This is a genomic window from Nocardia mexicana NBRC 108244 (genome assembly GCF_001613165.1).
In the GTDB taxonomy this organism is placed as follows: domain Bacteria; phylum Actinomycetota; class Actinomycetes; order Mycobacteriales; family Mycobacteriaceae; genus Nocardia; species Nocardia mexicana.
The window spans coordinates 20039-34391 of the sequence record NZ_BDBV01000027.1 but is presented as its reverse complement, the minus strand read 5'-3'; the positions used below and the strand labels follow the sequence as shown (position 1 = coordinate 34391).

Below are 14353 nucleotides of genomic sequence, written 5' to 3'. Positions count from 1 at the left end.
GTGCCGCCCGTCAGCGTCGTTCAGCCGCCGCCGGGCTGAAGTCGGCTGTTGCCGGCGTCTCGATGAGTGCTCCGCACGCCTCGGCGGCTGCCCTTGCCACCGACGCGCACGCCGTTTCGCCCAGGCGGTCGCAGCGTTCGGCGGTGTCGGTGCAGACGCGGGTGGTGAGCTCGCACAGTTGGGCAGCCCATTCGGAGCGGCGGTCCAGCAGATCGCCGGTGACGCGGGACAGGTCCGAGCAGTCGCGCAGGGTCTGGATGTGGTGGTCGGTGGCGTGTTCGCCGCCGCGATTCAGGGATTCGTGGATCTGATGTTCACAGCGGCGGTGACAGCCGAGCAGATGGTTGATCGCGTTCTGGATGGTCGGGTCGGTCATCGGTGCCTCCTCGGTGCACACCGGTGCGGGGTGTCGCTGACACGGCTCGAGCCTGGCACATCCGGTGCCCTGAGAACCGGTTTTCCCATTGTTTGCCCGCCGTGTCGCGGTGCGGTGCGAGCTGCCTGGACGGTTGCGAGACGCAGTTGCCAGCTCAATCATCGAGCGTTGGCGCGCCGTTCATGAAACAGTGTGACGAAGTTACTCGTGGGTTCCGCGGGAATGTGGTTGCCAACGCGTGGGGAAGTCCATATTGTCGTTGCCGTGCCGAATCCCGCCGCAAGCCACAGCGCCGCGCCGAACGTCGCCGACCGCGACCGCGCTGCGCGCCTTCCGCTGACCGCGATGGTGGCTGCCGCACGACTTCTCGTAGTACCTCGCCGTAGCGAGGTCTGATTCGGACCGGCCCCCTCGCTGCGGCCGTACAGATTTATTGCGCTGGTCCCCTCTGTCATTTCAGACACGACTGTCACTCAGACACGACAAGGTTCGGGAAGACCTAGTTCAATGACGATCACAATCGACACACACGACTTCATCACCGCTGCGCCCAAGGGCCTGCGGACCGAATGCACGGGACTGAGTCCCGCCGAGTTCTACGACCGCCTGTGCGAACATGCCGGTCCGGTGCAGCTCAGCGACTGGAGCCGGGCCGGGCACCGGCACGGCGCCGAGTACACCGCGACTCTCGAGTTCGCCGATCACCTGCGGACCGTGGTTTCGGCGGGCAGCCCCGTCGCGGCGCTCACCTCCGCCCTCTACGACGAGGGCTTCCCGGTGGAGATCCTGAAGTTCCACCAGCGGCGCACCGAATCCGGCACGGCCACCTTCGTGCTGTGCGAATTCAACGGCCGCCGGGGCTGGGGTGCCGCCGTCGCCGACGACGGCGCGGAATCCGCCGCCCGCGCGATGATCGCCGGGGTCAACAAGCTGGGCGGCTGACATGTCAATGAGCGGCTGACGCAACGATCGTCGGCCGGAAGCCATGGCCCGGCAACCGGTTTCGTCGACTCCGGGTGCCCCGTGGCTATCGGTGCCGTGGCACGCCGATGCCGCGAGACGCAGATCTCGCGGCACCGACGGTGATGGCCTTGACGCGCGAAGCGGCTTACCGGCGCAGCCTAGCCCTGCTCCTGCTGGGCCTGCTGCTCGGCGATCTGCTTGCGGACCTCGTCCATGTCGAGGGCCTTCACCTGGGTGACCAGGTCCTCGAGGGCGCTCGCCGGCAGCGCACCCGGCTGCGCGAATACGAGCACACCTTCCCGGAACGCCATGATGGTCGGGATGGAGCGGATGTTCGCCGCCGCGGCCAGGCTCTGCTCGGCCTCGGTGTCGACCTTGCCGTGGACGACATCGGGGTGGCTCTCCGCGGACTTCTCGTACGTCGGCGCGAACTGTTTGCACGGGCCGCACCAGTCGGCCCAGAAGTCGACGAGCACCACGTCGTTTCCGGTGACGACCTCGTCGAAGTTCTGCGTGGTCAGGGTCTGCGTGGCCATGGGATCCTCTCGTCTGTGGTGCCCGGTGCAACGCCGGGCACGTCGGTTATCTTCCGCTTCCGCGTGCGACCGGCCATTCACGCCGATGATCGCCGTCCCACCGACGGATACCCACCACCGTAGCGGGGAAATCACGATCACCGGCCACCGCGGGGACGGCCTCCGCGAATTGCTGGGGCTTCACTCGCCGGGCCAGGGTGACGTGCGGGGTCCATGCGTCCGGCCGCACATTCGCCGGGATCCCGGGGCACTGCGCGATCACCGAGAACAGTCGGCGCTGCAGATCCAGCAGTTCCGCCGTGGGCACCACCAGCCGCACCAGGACCGGGCTGCGTGCGCCGAAGATCACAAGCCCGCCGAGCCGCACCGGAAGCGGGTGGAACTCCTCGGCGGCGAGGGCCCTGTCCAGGCGCGGCCAGATCTCCCGGGCCACCCCGACCGTGATGTGCGGCCGCCGATCGGCGGCGGGACTGTGCACGCCGACCTCCGCCAGCAGCCGCCACTGCCGACGAACCTCCGCCTCGGCGGCGTCGTCCAGCAGCAGTTCGACGGACTGAACCATGATCTGAGCCAAGTTACTTGGCTGCTGCCGGGCGCGGTGAGTCAGCCTGTGCGCCCCCGGCCACTATCGAGCAAACTACACAGTCGAGGATGGTGGCGTGACCGAACTCAGCGGCAACGAACGAGGATTACTGCGGCTCGGGCTGATCGAGGGGGACGGGATCGGTCCCGAGGTCGTGCGTGCGACGCGCGAGGTGGTCGACGAGGCGCTGGCCGCCGTCTCCGCGCCCGAGGTCGACTGGATGCCGTTACCCATGGGGCACAAGGCGATCGAGCAGTTCGGCGAGCCGCTGCCCGAGTCGACGCTGCAGGCGTTGGAGCGGCTCGACGCGTGGATTCTGGGCCCGCACGACAACGCCTCCTACGCCCCCGAGCATCGCATCGGCGCACCTCCCGGCGGCGCGATTCGCAAGCGGTTCGGTCTGTTCGCCAATATCCGCCCGGCGCGCGCATTCGCAGGCGTGCGCGCGGCGGCCGACATGGACCTGGTGATCGTGCGCGAGAACAGCGAGGGCCTCTACGCGGACCGCAATATGTTCGCCGGATCCGGCGAGTTCGCACCGAGCGCGGACGTGGCGCTGTCGGTCGGCGTGGTGACCCGGGCCGCCTGCGAGCGCATCGCGCACGAGGCCTGCCGCCTCGCTGCTTCCCGGCGGCACCGCCTGACCATCGTGCACAAGGCGAACGTGCTGCCGATGACGATGGGCCTGTTCCGGGACGTCTGCTACGAGGTCGCCGCCGAGTACCCGGGTGTGGTGGCCGACGACGAGCACGTCGACGCCGCGGCCGCGCATCTGGTGCGCGCGCCCGGCGACTACGACGTGCTGGTGACGGAGAACCTGTTCGGCGACATCCTCTCGGATCTGGCCGGAGAACTGAGCGGATCGCTCGGCCTGGCCGCCTCGCTGAACTGCTCGGCCACCCAGGCGATGGCGCAGGCGGTGCACGGCGCGGCGCCCGCCCTGGCCGGTCACAATCGCGCCAATCCGGCGGCACTGCAGCTGTCGGCGGCAATGTTGTTGCGGTGGTTGGGTTCTCGCCGCGCCGACCGCGGGCTGTCGCTGGCGGCCGACCATATCGAGCGGGCCGTGGCGGCCACCTTCGCCGCGGGCATCGCCACCGCGGATCTGGGCGGGCTGGCCTCGACCGCCGAATTCACCGAACAGGTGCGGGCCCGGCTGCATCGGTGGTGATATAGGGTTTCGAACTCGGCGTGTAAGGGCCTCCGCCATATCCGGTGCGGATTAACCTTCGGTAACCGACCGACACAGTCGGTCCGAATCGCCTAAATTTCGAACGGCGGGCGACCTCTACATGTCGCCCACCCAAACATGGAGGGCTGCTGTGTCTGTTCGAATCGGTGCCCGCGGGGTCGCCCTGCGGGCCGTCTGTTTACTCGCCGGCGGTGCGCTGGCGTTGACCGGCTGTACCAAGAACACCGAGGACAATGCGCCTACGGCGGAGAAGATTCAGGTCGCCAAGGTCGACGCGATCGCCGCGAAGCTGCCCGACAAGGTGAAGCAGTCCGGCAAGCTGGTGGTCGGGGTGAACATCCCGTATCAGCCCAACGAGTACAAGGACGCCTCCGGCCAGATCGTCGGTTACGACGTCGACCTGATGAATGCGGTGGCGCAGGTGCTCGGTGTCCGGGCCGAATATCAGGAGTCGGACTTCGAGAAGATCATTCCCGCGATCCAGGCCGGTACCTACGACACGGGTATGTCGTCGATGACCGATACCAAGGAGCGCGAGCAGACGGTCGATTTCGTCGACTACTACAACGCGGGCATCCAGTGGGCACAGCAGAAGGGCAAGCCCATCGACCCGAACAACGCCTGCGGTAAGCGAGTGGCGGTGCAGCGCACCACCATCGAGGAAACCGAGGACGTGCCGAACAAGAGCAAGGCGTGCGAGGCGGCCGGTAAGCCCAAGATCGAGGCCGTGGCCTTCGACGAGCAGAGCGCGGCGACGACGGCGCTGGTACTCGGGCAGGTCGATGCCATGTCGGCCGATTCCCCCGTGACCGCGTACGCGATCAAGCAGAACCAGGACAAGATCGAGTCGGCCGGGCCGCTGTTCGAGTCCCAGCCCTACGGCTGGCCGGTGCCCAAGGGCGCGCCGCTGGCCCCCGTGCTGCAGGAGGCCGTGCAGCACCTGATCGACTCGGGTGAGTACCGGCAGATCGCCGAGAACTGGGGCGTCCAGGAGGGTGCGATCACCAAGGCCACGATCAACGGCGCGGTGGGCTGACGGCCGTGACTGAGAACGACTCGGCGCCCACCGAGCCCACGCCGATCAAGGCGGTGCCGCTGCGGCATCCGGGCCGGTGGATCGCCGCGGCGATCATCGTCGCGTTGCTGGCCCTGTTCGTCTACGGCGCCGCCACCAACCCCGCCTACCGGTGGGACATCTACTGGAAGTACCTGTTCGATTCGCGGATCGAGTCCGGCGTCCTGATCACGCTGGAGCTGACCGTCCTCGCGATGGCCATCGGCGTGGTGCTGGGCATGCTGCTGGCGGTGATGCGCCTGTCGCCGAATCCGGTGCTGCGCTCGGTGGCGTGGGTGTATCTGTGGATCTTCCGCGGCACGCCCGTCTATGTGCAGCTGGTGTTCTGGGGTCTGTTCCCCTCGCTGTACAAGATCATCGATCTCGGGGTTCCGTTCGGTCCGCAGCTGCTGCACTGGAATATCCAGGACTGGCGGACGCCGTTCCTGTTCGCGATGATCGGCCTGGGCCTCAACGAGGCCGCGTACATGGCCGAAATCGTCCGCGCCGGAATCAATTCCGTCGGCGAGGGCCAGCGCGAGGCCTCCACCGCACTCGGCATGTCGTGGGGTCAGACGATGCGCCGCACGGTGCTGCCCCAGGCGATGCGGGTGATCATCCCGCCGACCGGCAACGAGCTGATCAGCATGCTGAAGACCACCTCGCTGGTGACGGCCATTCCGCTGACGACCGACGTGTACGGCCGGGCCCGCGACATCTATGCCGTGAACCTGCAACCGATTCCGCTGCTACTGGTCGCCGCCACGTGGTATCTGCTGGTCACCAGTGTGCTCATGGTGGGCCAGCACTATCTGGAGCGGTATTTCTCCCGAGGCGCCACCCGGCAGCTGACCGCGAAACAACTGCAGGCGCTGGCCAACGCCCAGATGTCGGAGGTGGGCAAATGACCGCGGCCGCAAGCACTCCCGCGAACGACGCCGTCCCGATGATCCGCTCCGAGCAGGTGTGCAAGAGCTTCGGTGCGCTGCAGGTCCTCAAGGGTGTCTCGCTGGAGGTCGAGCGCGGCGAGGTGATGTGCCTGATCGGTCCGTCCGGCTCGGGCAAGTCGACATTCCTGCGCTGCATCAACCATCTGGAGCAGGTCAACGCCGGCCGGCTGTATGTCGACGGCGATCTGGTCGGCTATCAGGAGAAGGGCGGCAAGCTCTACGAGCTGCATCCGCGCGAGGCGGCCCGGCAGCGGCGCGACATCGGCATGGTGTTCCAGCATTTCAATCTGTTCCCGCACCGCACGGCGCTGGAGAACATTATCGAGGCGCCGACCCAGGTCAAGAAGCTGCGCAAGGCCGACGCCGTGGCGCGGGCCAAGGAACTGCTGGACCGGGTCGGGCTGGCCGAGAAGTCCGACGCGTATCCGGCGCAGCTGTCCGGCGGGCAGCAGCAGCGGGTCGCCATCGCCCGGGCACTGGCGATGGATCCCAAGCTGATGCTGTTCGACGAGCCGACCTCGGCCCTGGATCCGGAACTGGTCGGCGAGGTGCTGGGCGTCATGCGCGAGCTGGCGGCCTCCGGCATGACCATGGTGGTGGTGACCCACGAGATGGGCTTCGCCCGCGAGGTCGCCGACCAGCTGGTGTTCATGGACGCGGGCGTGGTCGTGGAGGCGGGCAACCCCCGCGAGATGCTGGCCAACCCGGAACAGGACCGCACCAAGGCATTCCTTTCCAGAATCCTGTAGCGCTCCCAGCCTCGCCGCGCCCCCGCACGCGCTGCACGGGGTGCGGGAGTCAATTCGGGGTGCGGCGAGAATTGTGCGCATCGAAGGAAGCGCGAACCGCCGTGTGGCGTACCAGCTCTCGCCGCACCCGGTACGTGTTCACGCACCCCTTGTACGCGAATGCAGGGGGTGCGCGAGCAGGCCGGGGGTGCGGGAAGTTTGGTGGTGCGGGCACCTGTGTTGCGGAGACGACGGCCGCGTGTCGGGACGACTGGGCGCTGCGGGTGGGGGGCTTCCGTTCCCCGGAAAGTTAAACTACGCTTTGTAGTAGAAATCTCGGCCGGGCGGATGGGAGGGCGTCATGGGTGTGCAGGTGGTGGGTGGGGCGCGAAACTTGGTGGGGCAGTGGAGTTTTCTGCAGTGGGCCGTATTCGTCGTCGGTGTGGTGCATATCGTGTGGGCGGTCGCGGGCTGGATTGCCGAGCCCAGCTTCGCCGTCGGGCACCACGCGCCCACGACGCCGGTGCTCGGCATGGACTACAACGGCTGGCACGCCGTGGCGGGGCTGCTGCTGTTCACCCCGGCTCTCGTTGCGGCCCTGCGGAAGTCGTGGTCGGCCTGGTACTGCGTGCTCGCCGCGGTGGGCGGCGGATTCGTGGTTGGCGTCTGGGCCCTGTTCTCGCATCAGGTCCTGATGTTCAGCTTCCCGAACCACCGCCTGGACGCCGTCGAGCACATAGTCACCGGCGTCGTGCTGCTGGCATTGGTGGCAATCCAGGCCTTCAGGGATGGCGACCTGCGCACCACTCTCGGATTGCCCACCGCCGCAGGCTGATCGAGGAACTCGTCGATAGCCGAATCGGCATGGTGCGTTCCCGTGGCTTGCCCAGTGCGCCCGCGGCTCGCGCTGTACGGGGAAGAATGCGGGGTGCGGCGGTGCGATGCCGTGGAGTCTCGGCGCGGTGCCTAGGGGCGTACACCGCGGGTTGACACAGTCTCCTTTGTTCGCAGGGCGATACGGAGTTGGCCCAGAAGGACTTTCGCGGCCGGGGCGGTGAGGCGGTCGGTGCGCCAGGCGAGGGCGAGCTGGCCGCGGAGTTCGGGGTCGACGATCGGGAGCGTGCGGACGCCGAAGGCGGCCGTCTCCTCGGGGGTGAGGGCGGGGACGACGGCCGTGCCGAGGCCACGGGCCGCCAGTTGTAGCAGCAGCGGGGGAGCGGCCGCCTCGAAGGCGATATTCGGCTCGAAACCGGCTGCGGCGCAGGCGCGTTCGAACTGACCTCGGACGCCGGTGCCGCGGGTCAGGCAGATCAGCGGCCGGTTGCGCAGTTCGTCCAGAGCAAGGCGCCGACGCGGATCCGGGTCGTTGTCGGCCACGGCGGCGACAATCCGGGTGTCGAGGACGATATCGATCCCGATGCGCGGGTCGAGGGCGGCGCCGGTGAGTCCGACGAGCGCGATGTCGAGCGTGCCGCGCTCCAGATCGCCCAGCATGAGATCGGAATTGGTTTCGGTGAGGGTGATTTCGACCTGCGGGTGATCGTCGTGGAAGTCCGCGAGCACGGACGCGACATCGAATTCCCCCGTGGCGGCGCCGGATATGGTGCCGAGCCGGATGTGGCCGCGCAGCAGCCCGGTGAACTCGTCGGCGGTGTGCCGGATCTGCTCGGCCGCCGCCAGTGCCGTCCGGGCGTACGGCAGGACCGCGGCACCGGCGGCGGTCGGGGTGACGGTGCGACCGGTCCGGTCCAGCAGCTGCTGCCCCAGTTCCCGTTCCAACTGCCTGATCTGGGCCGACAACCCGGGCTGCGCCAGGTGCAGCCGGGCCGCGGCCCGGGTGAAGTTGGCCTCCTCGACCACGGTGACGAAGTAGCGCAGCTGGCGAAGCTCCATAACTACAGATTCTAGCGACTAGAAGAACTATCTGTTTTACTTCTCACTTCCAGAGCGGAACAGTAGGAGTCATGAGCACTGCGAACTCCGACCTCCCCACCTTCGCCGGCCCGGTTTTCCGCCCGGGCGATACCGGCTACGACACCGAGACCACCGGCTTCCAGACCGCCGACACCCACCGGCCCGCCCTGGTCGTCGGCGCCGCCCACGCCGAGGATGTCCGCGCGGCGGTGGAATACGCTGCGCGCCAAGGTCTTCCGCTGGCGGTCCAGGCCACCGGCCACGGACGCTCGGTGGCCGCCGAGGGCGGCGTCCTGATCAATACCCGCCGCATGACCGAGGTATCGGTCGACCCCGAGGCCCGCACCGCGCGGGTGGCCGCCGGGGTGCAGGCGGAGGGACTGATCGAGGCGGCCGTGGCGCACGGGCTCGCCCCGCTCAACGGCTCGTCCCTGTCGGTCGGTGTCGTCGGCTACCACCTGGGCGGCGGCCTGGGCATCCTGGCCCGGACCTTCGGCTACGCCGCCGACCACGTCCGCGCGATCGAGCTGGTCACCGCCAGCGGCCGGCTGCGCCGCCTGACACCCGGCGATCCGCTGTTCGGCGCCGTGCTCGGCAGCGGCGGCAACTTCGGCGTGGTCACCGCCTTGGAGATCGACCTGGTCCCCGTGACCACCGTCTACGGCGGCCAGCTGACCTTCGACACGCCGCTGGTGGAACCGGCACTGGAGGCGTGGCGGCAGTGGACCGGTGCGCTGCCCGAGGAGATGACGTCGGCGATCACGATCATGACGATGCCCGACATCCCGGTGATCCCGGAGCCGCTGCGCGGGCGGTACATCGCCACGATCAACATCGCGTACACCGGCTCGGCGGACGAGGGGGAGCGGCTGGTGGCCCCGCTGCGGGCGATCGGCCCCCGCCTGAACGACGACCTGCGGGCCATGCGGTACTCGGAAACCCATGGCATCTACCGGGATCCGGACTTCCCGCACGCCTACGCCGCCACCAACGTGCTGCTGGCCGAGCTGACGGCGGATACCGCGCGGGCGTTCCTGGACACCACCGGTCCGGACTCGCCGGTGCCGGTGGTCGCCGGGTTCCGCCATCTCGGTGGAGCCCTGCGCCGTCCCGGCCCGGCCGGTGCGGCGGTGGACCACCGGGAGGCCGAGTACATCGCCCGGTTCATCACCATGCCCGAGGGCGACGGCACCGCTGTCCGCGATCGTCACGACCTGATCGGTAAGGCGTTGTCCCCGTGGACGATCGGCCACAGCCTCAACTTCCTGTACGGAGCGGGCGGGTGGGCCGGGGAGGACCAGACGCGAGGCGGGTACCGGCCGGAGACCTACGACCGGCTGGCAGCGCTCAAGGCCGAACACGACCCCGCCAACCTGTTCCGCTTCAACCGCAATATTCGACCCGCGGTCTGACAGCGCGGCCCCGCGGTCTGACAGCACAGCCCCGCGGCCTGACAACGCCGCCCCGCGGCCTGACAACACAGCCCTGACAGCACAGCCTCGCTCCATGCTATCTTCGTGATATCACTTCGATATTGGGAGGATGTCATGGAGCTTCGTCCGGCGTTCCGGGTGAACGGGTTCCTCATGTTGCTGGTGCTGCTCGTCATCGGCGGCGGCGCGCTGATCGGCGCCGTCGCCGCGACCAGCGCCGCCTCGGAGGGCGGCAGCGCCGGGGCCGGGGTGGGCGCGGTCGCCGGATACGTGATCGCGGCCGCCGCGGTGCTGCTGCTGACCGGGCTGACCACGGTCAGCCCCAACGAGGCCAAGGTGCTGCAGTTCTTCGGCCGCTACATCGGTTCGGTGAGCGAGGCGGGCTTCTTCTGGGTGGTCCCGCTGACCGCCAAGCGCCGAATCTCGTTGCGGGTACGCAACTTCGAGACGCAGACGCTGAAGGTCAACGATTCCGACGGCAATCCGGTCCAGATCGCGGCCGTGGTCGTGTACCGGGTGGTGGACAGCTTCAAATCCGCCTTCGCGGTCGACGACTACGAGGAGTACGTACAGACCCAGTCCGAGGCCGCGGTCCGGCACCTGGCCACCGTGCACCCCTACGACGCCGCGCCCGATGCGCCGTCGGCGATTACGCAGGCCGCGGACTCCGGCTCCGACGCTCCCGCCGCCGCGCCGGAGCGCACCAGCCTGCGCAACGGGACGGAGGTCGCCGAGGAGCTGACCGCCGAACTGCGGGAACGCACGCTGCTCGCGGGCATCGAGGTCCTGGAAGCGCGCATCACCCATCTCGCGTACGCGCCGGAAATCGCGCAGGCGATGCTGGTCCGGCAGCAGGCCGCGCAGGTGGTCGCCGCGCGCAGCCGGATCGTCGAGGGTGCGGTCGGCATGGTCGGGATGGCGCTGGACCGCCTCACCGCCGAGGGCATGGTCGAGCTCGACGAGGAGCGCCGCGCGGCCATGGTGTCGAACCTGCTGGTGGTGCTGTGCGGCGACCGATCGGCGCAGCCCGTGGTGAACACCGGAACCCTCTACGCCTGATGGCGAAGCGGGAGCCGAAGCGGGTGCTGCTGCGGCTCGACCCGGCCGTCCACGAGGCGATCGCCAAGTGGGCGGCCGACGACCTCCGCAGCGTCAACGCGCAGATCGAATACGCCCTGCGGCTGGCGCTGGAGCAGTCCGGCCGCTCCCCGAAGTCCCGGGGTTGAAAACAGACCGAATACCCGTTTCGTCTGGAATTGATCACCAACAAGTCACGTATTGGGCACAAAATGCACAAGGACGTGCGTCTATGCGTCGAATCGGTAACGTGGTCGCGTGCCTATCGCGTTCGAAACCGGCGGACTGCAGCAGCTCGATCCAAGCACCTGGGGAAACCCTGCCACCGGCGATCTGGTCACGCTCGCCTACGTCGATGCCGTTCCCGACCTTCCGGTGCCCCTCGAGGACATCGACGCGTTACGCCGCCGGCTCACCGAACTGCAGTCCGAGTTCGGCTGCCTGATCGAGGCGCATGTTCTCACCGTTGCGGGCCAGCCCGCGCTGCTGCGGCTGGAGAAGTTCCCGCTGCCGGATCGGCCCGGGCTGGGCTTCACGGCCGGGATCGTGCTCCCGAAGGCCACCTGCAGCGCGATCCTGAAGATCATGTGCCGCGAGACCGGGCGGTCCGGGGTGCGGGAGGCGGCCATCGTGCCGAAGGTGGGCTTCCAGAACATGTTTCGCGCGCATCCCTACGCGCCCGAGGTGAAGGGCAAGCTGCCCTACAACGTGGCCGACGACGCGCAGTGGGATCCGCAGTTCCCCGAGCACCCGCTCAGCCGCGCCCGCCGCTGGATCTCGCACATCAGCCGCACCGCGCAGGTCGACCCGCGATTCGCTGCGCTGCCGCCCTTCACCGGGCCGGAGACCGCCGATGATCCGGCGGAGACGGCACCCGCACCCAGCGTGGGCATCTCGGCGGCCGCGACACCGCAGACGGCCGATGCGGTCGACCCCTCGCCCATGTCCGGCGGCGCGGCGCTCACCGGCGACCGGGAGACGTCCGACGCCGACCGTCCGGCGCCGGGCAGCATGCCCCGGCTCCCCGCGGCGGCCCGGCAGTATGCGGGTTCGCCGATCGGCGCGACGCCCAATCGCGTCGACCGGCGATCGGCATTGCTCGCGAAGGCGACCGCGGAGAACAATTCCCGGCCGGGCACCTCGCAGTCCCCGATGGACTCCACCGAAACCGCGCCGATCCCCACCGCGATGGCGCTGGGGAGTGCGCCGCGCGTACCGGCCGGTGAGTCGGGCAGGTCGGCGGGTTCGTCGCAGGATGACGAATCCTGGCTATCCGGTGATGCGCCGCAGACGACCGCGATCCCGGGTTCCGCGTCGGAGATCGGTTCACGGTTCCTGACCGCGGAGTCGGCGCCGGACGCCGGAACCCGGCCGCCGTCCGAGGACCCGGAGGCGTCGGCGATGTCCGCAGGCTCGGTGTCGGAGCGTGGACCGTGGTTACCGGAGGACGCGCCGCAGACGACGGCTATGCCTTCTGGTTCGGCGCCGGTGTCGGAGGACAGCTCGTGGCTATCCGGTGAGGCGCCGGAGACGACGGCGATTCCCGCAGGTTCCGGGTCCGCGATCCGCTCGCGGTTCTCCTCGGAAGACCTGGAATCCGCCGCACGGCCCGAACCCGCGCCGGGAAGCGACAGCTCGGCGGACCCTGCCGAGACCACGGCGATCGCTGCTGGTTCCGCCTCGGACGGCGGTGCTCGATTCCTGTCGGATCCCGCCGAGACCACGGCGATTCCTGCCGCCTCGGACGGCGGTGCTCGATTCCCGTCGGATCCCGCCGAGACCACGGCGATTCCTGCCGCCTCGGAGAGCGGTGCCCGATTCCCGTCCGACCCCGCCGAGACGACGGCATTTTCGGCCGGTTCGACCTCCGGGGACGCCGCCGAACGCGCGAGTGCCGCGAAGACCGCGGCCATACCCACCGGACCGATCCGGGGACTTGCCGGGCGCCTGTCGTCCGAGTCGCGGGCACCGGCCGAGGCGACCGACGGGAGCAGCCCCCGCTTGCCAGCCGATGCCGAACAGCCGTCCGAGCCGGACGATCCGCAGTCGGCGGCGATCCCGCGGGTGCCGTCCGAGCCGGACGGACCGAATTCGGCGGCCATTCCACGTGTGCCGTCCGAGGCGGCGGAGACTACGGCGATACCGTCCGGGCGGGGACGCGCCGGCCGCTCGCTGTCCGACGGATCGGTACCGGTGGACGCCGAGACCGCCGCCGGGGCGGAGACGCGGCCGATCCCGAAACATTGACGCAGCTCCTGCAGGGCCGCGGGTCGCGAAAGTGCGCGGGTTGCGTCTCGACCCCGGCCAAAAGCGTGCCGGGGTGACGGGTCTGGCGTGCCGGGGTGACGGGTCTGGCGTGCCGGGGTGACGGGTCTGGCGTGCCGGGGTGACGGGTCTGGCGTGCCGGGGTGACAGCCCTAGGGGTCCGGCTTCTCGGTGACGAAAATTGCCGTGCCGGGGAAGATTTCGCCGCGCAGCGGGCTCCACTGGCCCCACTCCCGGTCGAGCCACTCCGGCCAGTCCGGTTCGATGACGTCCAGCAGGACCAGGCCCGCGCCCACGATCTCGCGGACCCGATCGCCGAGGGTGCGGTGATGCTCGGCGTAGGTCGGCACGCCGTCGCCGTCGACCTCCACATACGGGGCGCGATCGAAATACGAGAGGCTGGCGCGCAGACCCTTCGGCCCGGGGTCGTCGGGGAAGATCCAGCGCATCGGGTGGTTCACCGAGAACACCCAGCGCCCGCCCGGCCGCAGCACCCGGGCCACCTCGCGCATCACCAGCGCGGAATCGGCGACGAACGGGACGGCCCCGAACGCCGAGCAGGCCAGATCGAACGAGCCGTCGGCGAACGGCAGCGCCTCGGCGCCCGCCTGCACGAGCGGAACCCGCGGCCCGCCGCGTTCCATCGCCGCGAGTCCGCGCCGCAACATCGCACCGGAGACATCCAGCCCGACCGGGTGCGCGCCATTTGCCGAAAGCCAGCGCGAGCACGGCGCCGAGCCGCAGCCGATTTCCAGCACCCGCTTATCGGAGATATCGCCGAGCAAATGCCAATCGCCCTCGTGCATACCCTCCGGGCACCACACGAATTCTCCGGTCGGGGAGTCCACGCCGAGGAAATCGGCGTGGGTGTCGTGATATTGCGCGGCGTCGGCATCCCACCAGCGTCGATTCGCCCGCTCGCTGTCGGCCGAGTCGATCTCGGTCCGTGCCACGGCCGCGGTGCCGAGCAGGGTGTTCGCCTGTGCGTGGCGTTCCTCACCGGCGGGATCACGGGTCGCCACCGGTGTGCCCGCGGCCGCCGGGTCGGAGTCGACGCGCACGTCGGGATGATCTTCGGGCATCATGTAAGAGTAGCCATCTGACGAGGGGGGACCCTTGTTTGCTTGCCGCAACTCACGTCGCGTACGCTGTTTCCCGCGAGTGTCTTCGGTACTTGCGTATTGAGGCCGCGCGCGCTGTGAGTTCCGCATGCTATGAGTACAGCGTTGTGCTGTGTCGCAGCGATGTGCTGTGCACGACCAACGCTAGTTCCATCGCTGTG

15 protein-coding genes are annotated in these 14353 nt (G+C 69.0%); 10 read left to right on the top strand and 5 right to left on the bottom strand.

Annotation, left to right across the window (positions count from 1 at the left end):
- Nucleotides 1-10: 10 nt before the first annotated feature.
- The gene (locus NM1_RS11265) at nt 11-376 is read right to left on the bottom strand and encodes a four-helix bundle copper-binding protein (protein WP_147288992.1); all 366 of its coding nucleotides are present in this window, start codon (nt 374-376) and stop codon (nt 11-13) included.
- A gap of 507 nt (nt 377-883) precedes the next feature.
- Here NM1_RS11265 and NM1_RS11260 point away from each other — a divergent pair.
- Nucleotides 884-1318 carry a 2-isopropylmalate synthase gene (locus tag NM1_RS11260; RefSeq protein ID WP_068017827.1) on the top strand — a complete coding sequence of 145 codons (435 nt, stop codon included), beginning with the start codon at nt 884-886 and terminating at the stop codon, nt 1316-1318.
- A gap of 179 nt (nt 1319-1497) precedes the next feature.
- Here NM1_RS11260 and trxA read toward each other — a convergent pair whose 3' ends face one another.
- The gene (gene trxA / locus NM1_RS11255; RefSeq protein WP_068017824.1) at nt 1498-1875 is read right to left on the bottom strand and encodes a thioredoxin; all 378 of its coding nucleotides are present in this window, start codon (nt 1873-1875) and stop codon (nt 1498-1500) included.
- A gap of 46 nt (nt 1876-1921) precedes the next feature.
- Nucleotides 1922-2437 carry a 2'-5' RNA ligase family protein gene (locus tag NM1_RS11250; protein WP_068017821.1) on the bottom strand — a complete coding sequence of 172 codons (516 nt, stop codon included), beginning with the start codon at nt 2435-2437 and terminating at the stop codon, nt 1922-1924.
- 97 nt (nt 2438-2534) lie between these two features.
- Between NM1_RS11250 and NM1_RS11245 the strand changes: the two genes are divergently transcribed.
- The 5 genes from NM1_RS11245 (at nt 2535) to NM1_RS11225 (ending at nt 7217) form a co-directional block, all read left to right on the top strand.
- A complete protein-coding gene (locus NM1_RS11245) occupies nt 2535-3629 on the top strand; it encodes an isocitrate/isopropylmalate dehydrogenase family protein (RefSeq protein WP_246011353.1) in 1095 nt (364 codons plus the stop codon).
- A 121-nt stretch (nt 3630-3750) separates the two neighbouring features.
- Nucleotides 3751-4686, top strand: coding sequence for an ABC transporter substrate-binding protein (locus tag NM1_RS11240; RefSeq protein ID WP_084519421.1), 936 nt, complete (start codon nt 3751-3753; stop codon nt 4684-4686).
- A 5-nt stretch (nt 4687-4691) separates the two neighbouring features.
- Entirely contained in the window at nt 4692-5612 is a 921-nt protein-coding gene (locus NM1_RS11235; protein ID WP_373864034.1) for an amino acid ABC transporter permease, read from the top strand.
- Between the two features lie 38 nt (nt 5613-5650).
- A complete protein-coding gene (locus NM1_RS11230) occupies nt 5651-6403 on the top strand; it encodes an amino acid ABC transporter ATP-binding protein (RefSeq protein WP_068018174.1) in 753 nt (250 codons plus the stop codon).
- A gap of 340 nt (nt 6404-6743) precedes the next feature.
- Entirely contained in the window at nt 6744-7217 is a 474-nt protein-coding gene (locus tag NM1_RS11225) for a DUF4383 domain-containing protein (RefSeq protein WP_068017812.1), read from the top strand.
- A 131-nt stretch (nt 7218-7348) separates the two neighbouring features.
- On the opposite strand, the gene NM1_RS11220 is transcribed toward NM1_RS11225, so the two are convergent.
- A complete protein-coding gene (locus NM1_RS11220) occupies nt 7349-8275 on the bottom strand; it encodes a LysR family transcriptional regulator (protein ID WP_068017809.1) in 927 nt (308 codons plus the stop codon).
- Between the two features lie 71 nt (nt 8276-8346).
- Between NM1_RS11220 and NM1_RS11215 the strand changes: the two genes are divergently transcribed.
- The 4 genes from NM1_RS11215 (at nt 8347) to NM1_RS43325 (ending at nt 13053) form a co-directional block, all read left to right on the top strand.
- Nucleotides 8347-9708, top strand: coding sequence for an FAD-binding oxidoreductase (locus NM1_RS11215; RefSeq protein ID WP_068017806.1), 1362 nt, complete (start codon nt 8347-8349; stop codon nt 9706-9708).
- Between the two features lie 135 nt (nt 9709-9843).
- Nucleotides 9844-10788, top strand: coding sequence for an SPFH domain-containing protein (locus tag NM1_RS11210; RefSeq protein ID WP_068017803.1), 945 nt, complete (start codon nt 9844-9846; stop codon nt 10786-10788).
- Nucleotides 10788-10955 carry a type II toxin-antitoxin system antitoxin gene (locus tag NM1_RS43010; protein ID WP_169814245.1) on the top strand — a complete coding sequence of 56 codons (168 nt, stop codon included), beginning with the start codon at nt 10788-10790 and terminating at the stop codon, nt 10953-10955. The genes NM1_RS11210 and NM1_RS43010 overlap by 1 nt, the downstream gene beginning before the upstream one ends.
- Nucleotides 10956-11064: 109 nt before the next feature.
- On the top strand, nt 11065-13053 hold the full coding sequence (locus NM1_RS43325) for a hypothetical protein (protein ID WP_068017800.1): 1989 nt from the start codon (nt 11065-11067) through the stop codon (nt 13051-13053).
- Between the two features lie 170 nt (nt 13054-13223).
- On the opposite strand, the gene NM1_RS11200 is transcribed toward NM1_RS43325, so the two are convergent.
- Nucleotides 13224-14153 (bottom strand): class I SAM-dependent methyltransferase, encoded by a 930-nt coding sequence (locus NM1_RS11200; RefSeq protein WP_084519444.1) that lies wholly within the window; start codon nt 14151-14153, stop codon nt 13224-13226.
- Between the last annotated feature and the right edge of the window lie 200 nt (nt 14154-14353).

Bases quoted from the DNA above. Each gene is read 5' to 3' on its own strand.
- NM1_RS11265 (WP_147288992.1), bottom strand. From the start codon at position 376: ATGACCGACCCGACCATCCAGAACGCGATCAACCATCTGCTCGGCTGT.
- NM1_RS11260 (WP_068017827.1), top strand. From the start codon at position 884: ATGACGATCACAATCGACACACACGACTTCATCACCGCTGCGCCCAAG.
- trxA (WP_068017824.1), bottom strand. From the start codon at position 1,875: ATGGCCACGCAGACCCTGACCACGCAGAACTTCGACGAGGTCGTCACC.
- NM1_RS11250 (WP_068017821.1), bottom strand. From the start codon at position 2,437: ATGGTTCAGTCCGTCGAACTGCTGCTGGACGACGCCGCCGAGGCGGAG.
- NM1_RS11240 (WP_084519421.1), top strand. From the start codon at position 3,751: ATGTCGCCCACCCAAACATGGAGGGCTGCTGTGTCTGTTCGAATCGGT.
- NM1_RS11230 (WP_068018174.1), top strand. From the start codon at position 5,651: ATGATCCGCTCCGAGCAGGTGTGCAAGAGCTTCGGTGCGCTGCAGGTC.
- NM1_RS11225 (WP_068017812.1), top strand. From the start codon at position 6,744: ATGGGTGTGCAGGTGGTGGGTGGGGCGCGAAACTTGGTGGGGCAGTGG.
- NM1_RS11220 (WP_068017809.1), bottom strand. From the start codon at position 8,275: ATGGAGCTTCGCCAGCTGCGCTACTTCGTCACCGTGGTCGAGGAGGCC.
- NM1_RS11215 (WP_068017806.1), top strand. From the start codon at position 8,347: ATGAGCACTGCGAACTCCGACCTCCCCACCTTCGCCGGCCCGGTTTTC.
- NM1_RS11210 (WP_068017803.1), top strand. From the start codon at position 9,844: ATGGAGCTTCGTCCGGCGTTCCGGGTGAACGGGTTCCTCATGTTGCTG.
- NM1_RS43010 (WP_169814245.1), top strand. From the start codon at position 10,788: ATGGCGAAGCGGGAGCCGAAGCGGGTGCTGCTGCGGCTCGACCCGGCC.
- NM1_RS11200 (WP_084519444.1), bottom strand. From the start codon at position 14,153: ATGCCCGAAGATCATCCCGACGTGCGCGTCGACTCCGACCCGGCGGCC.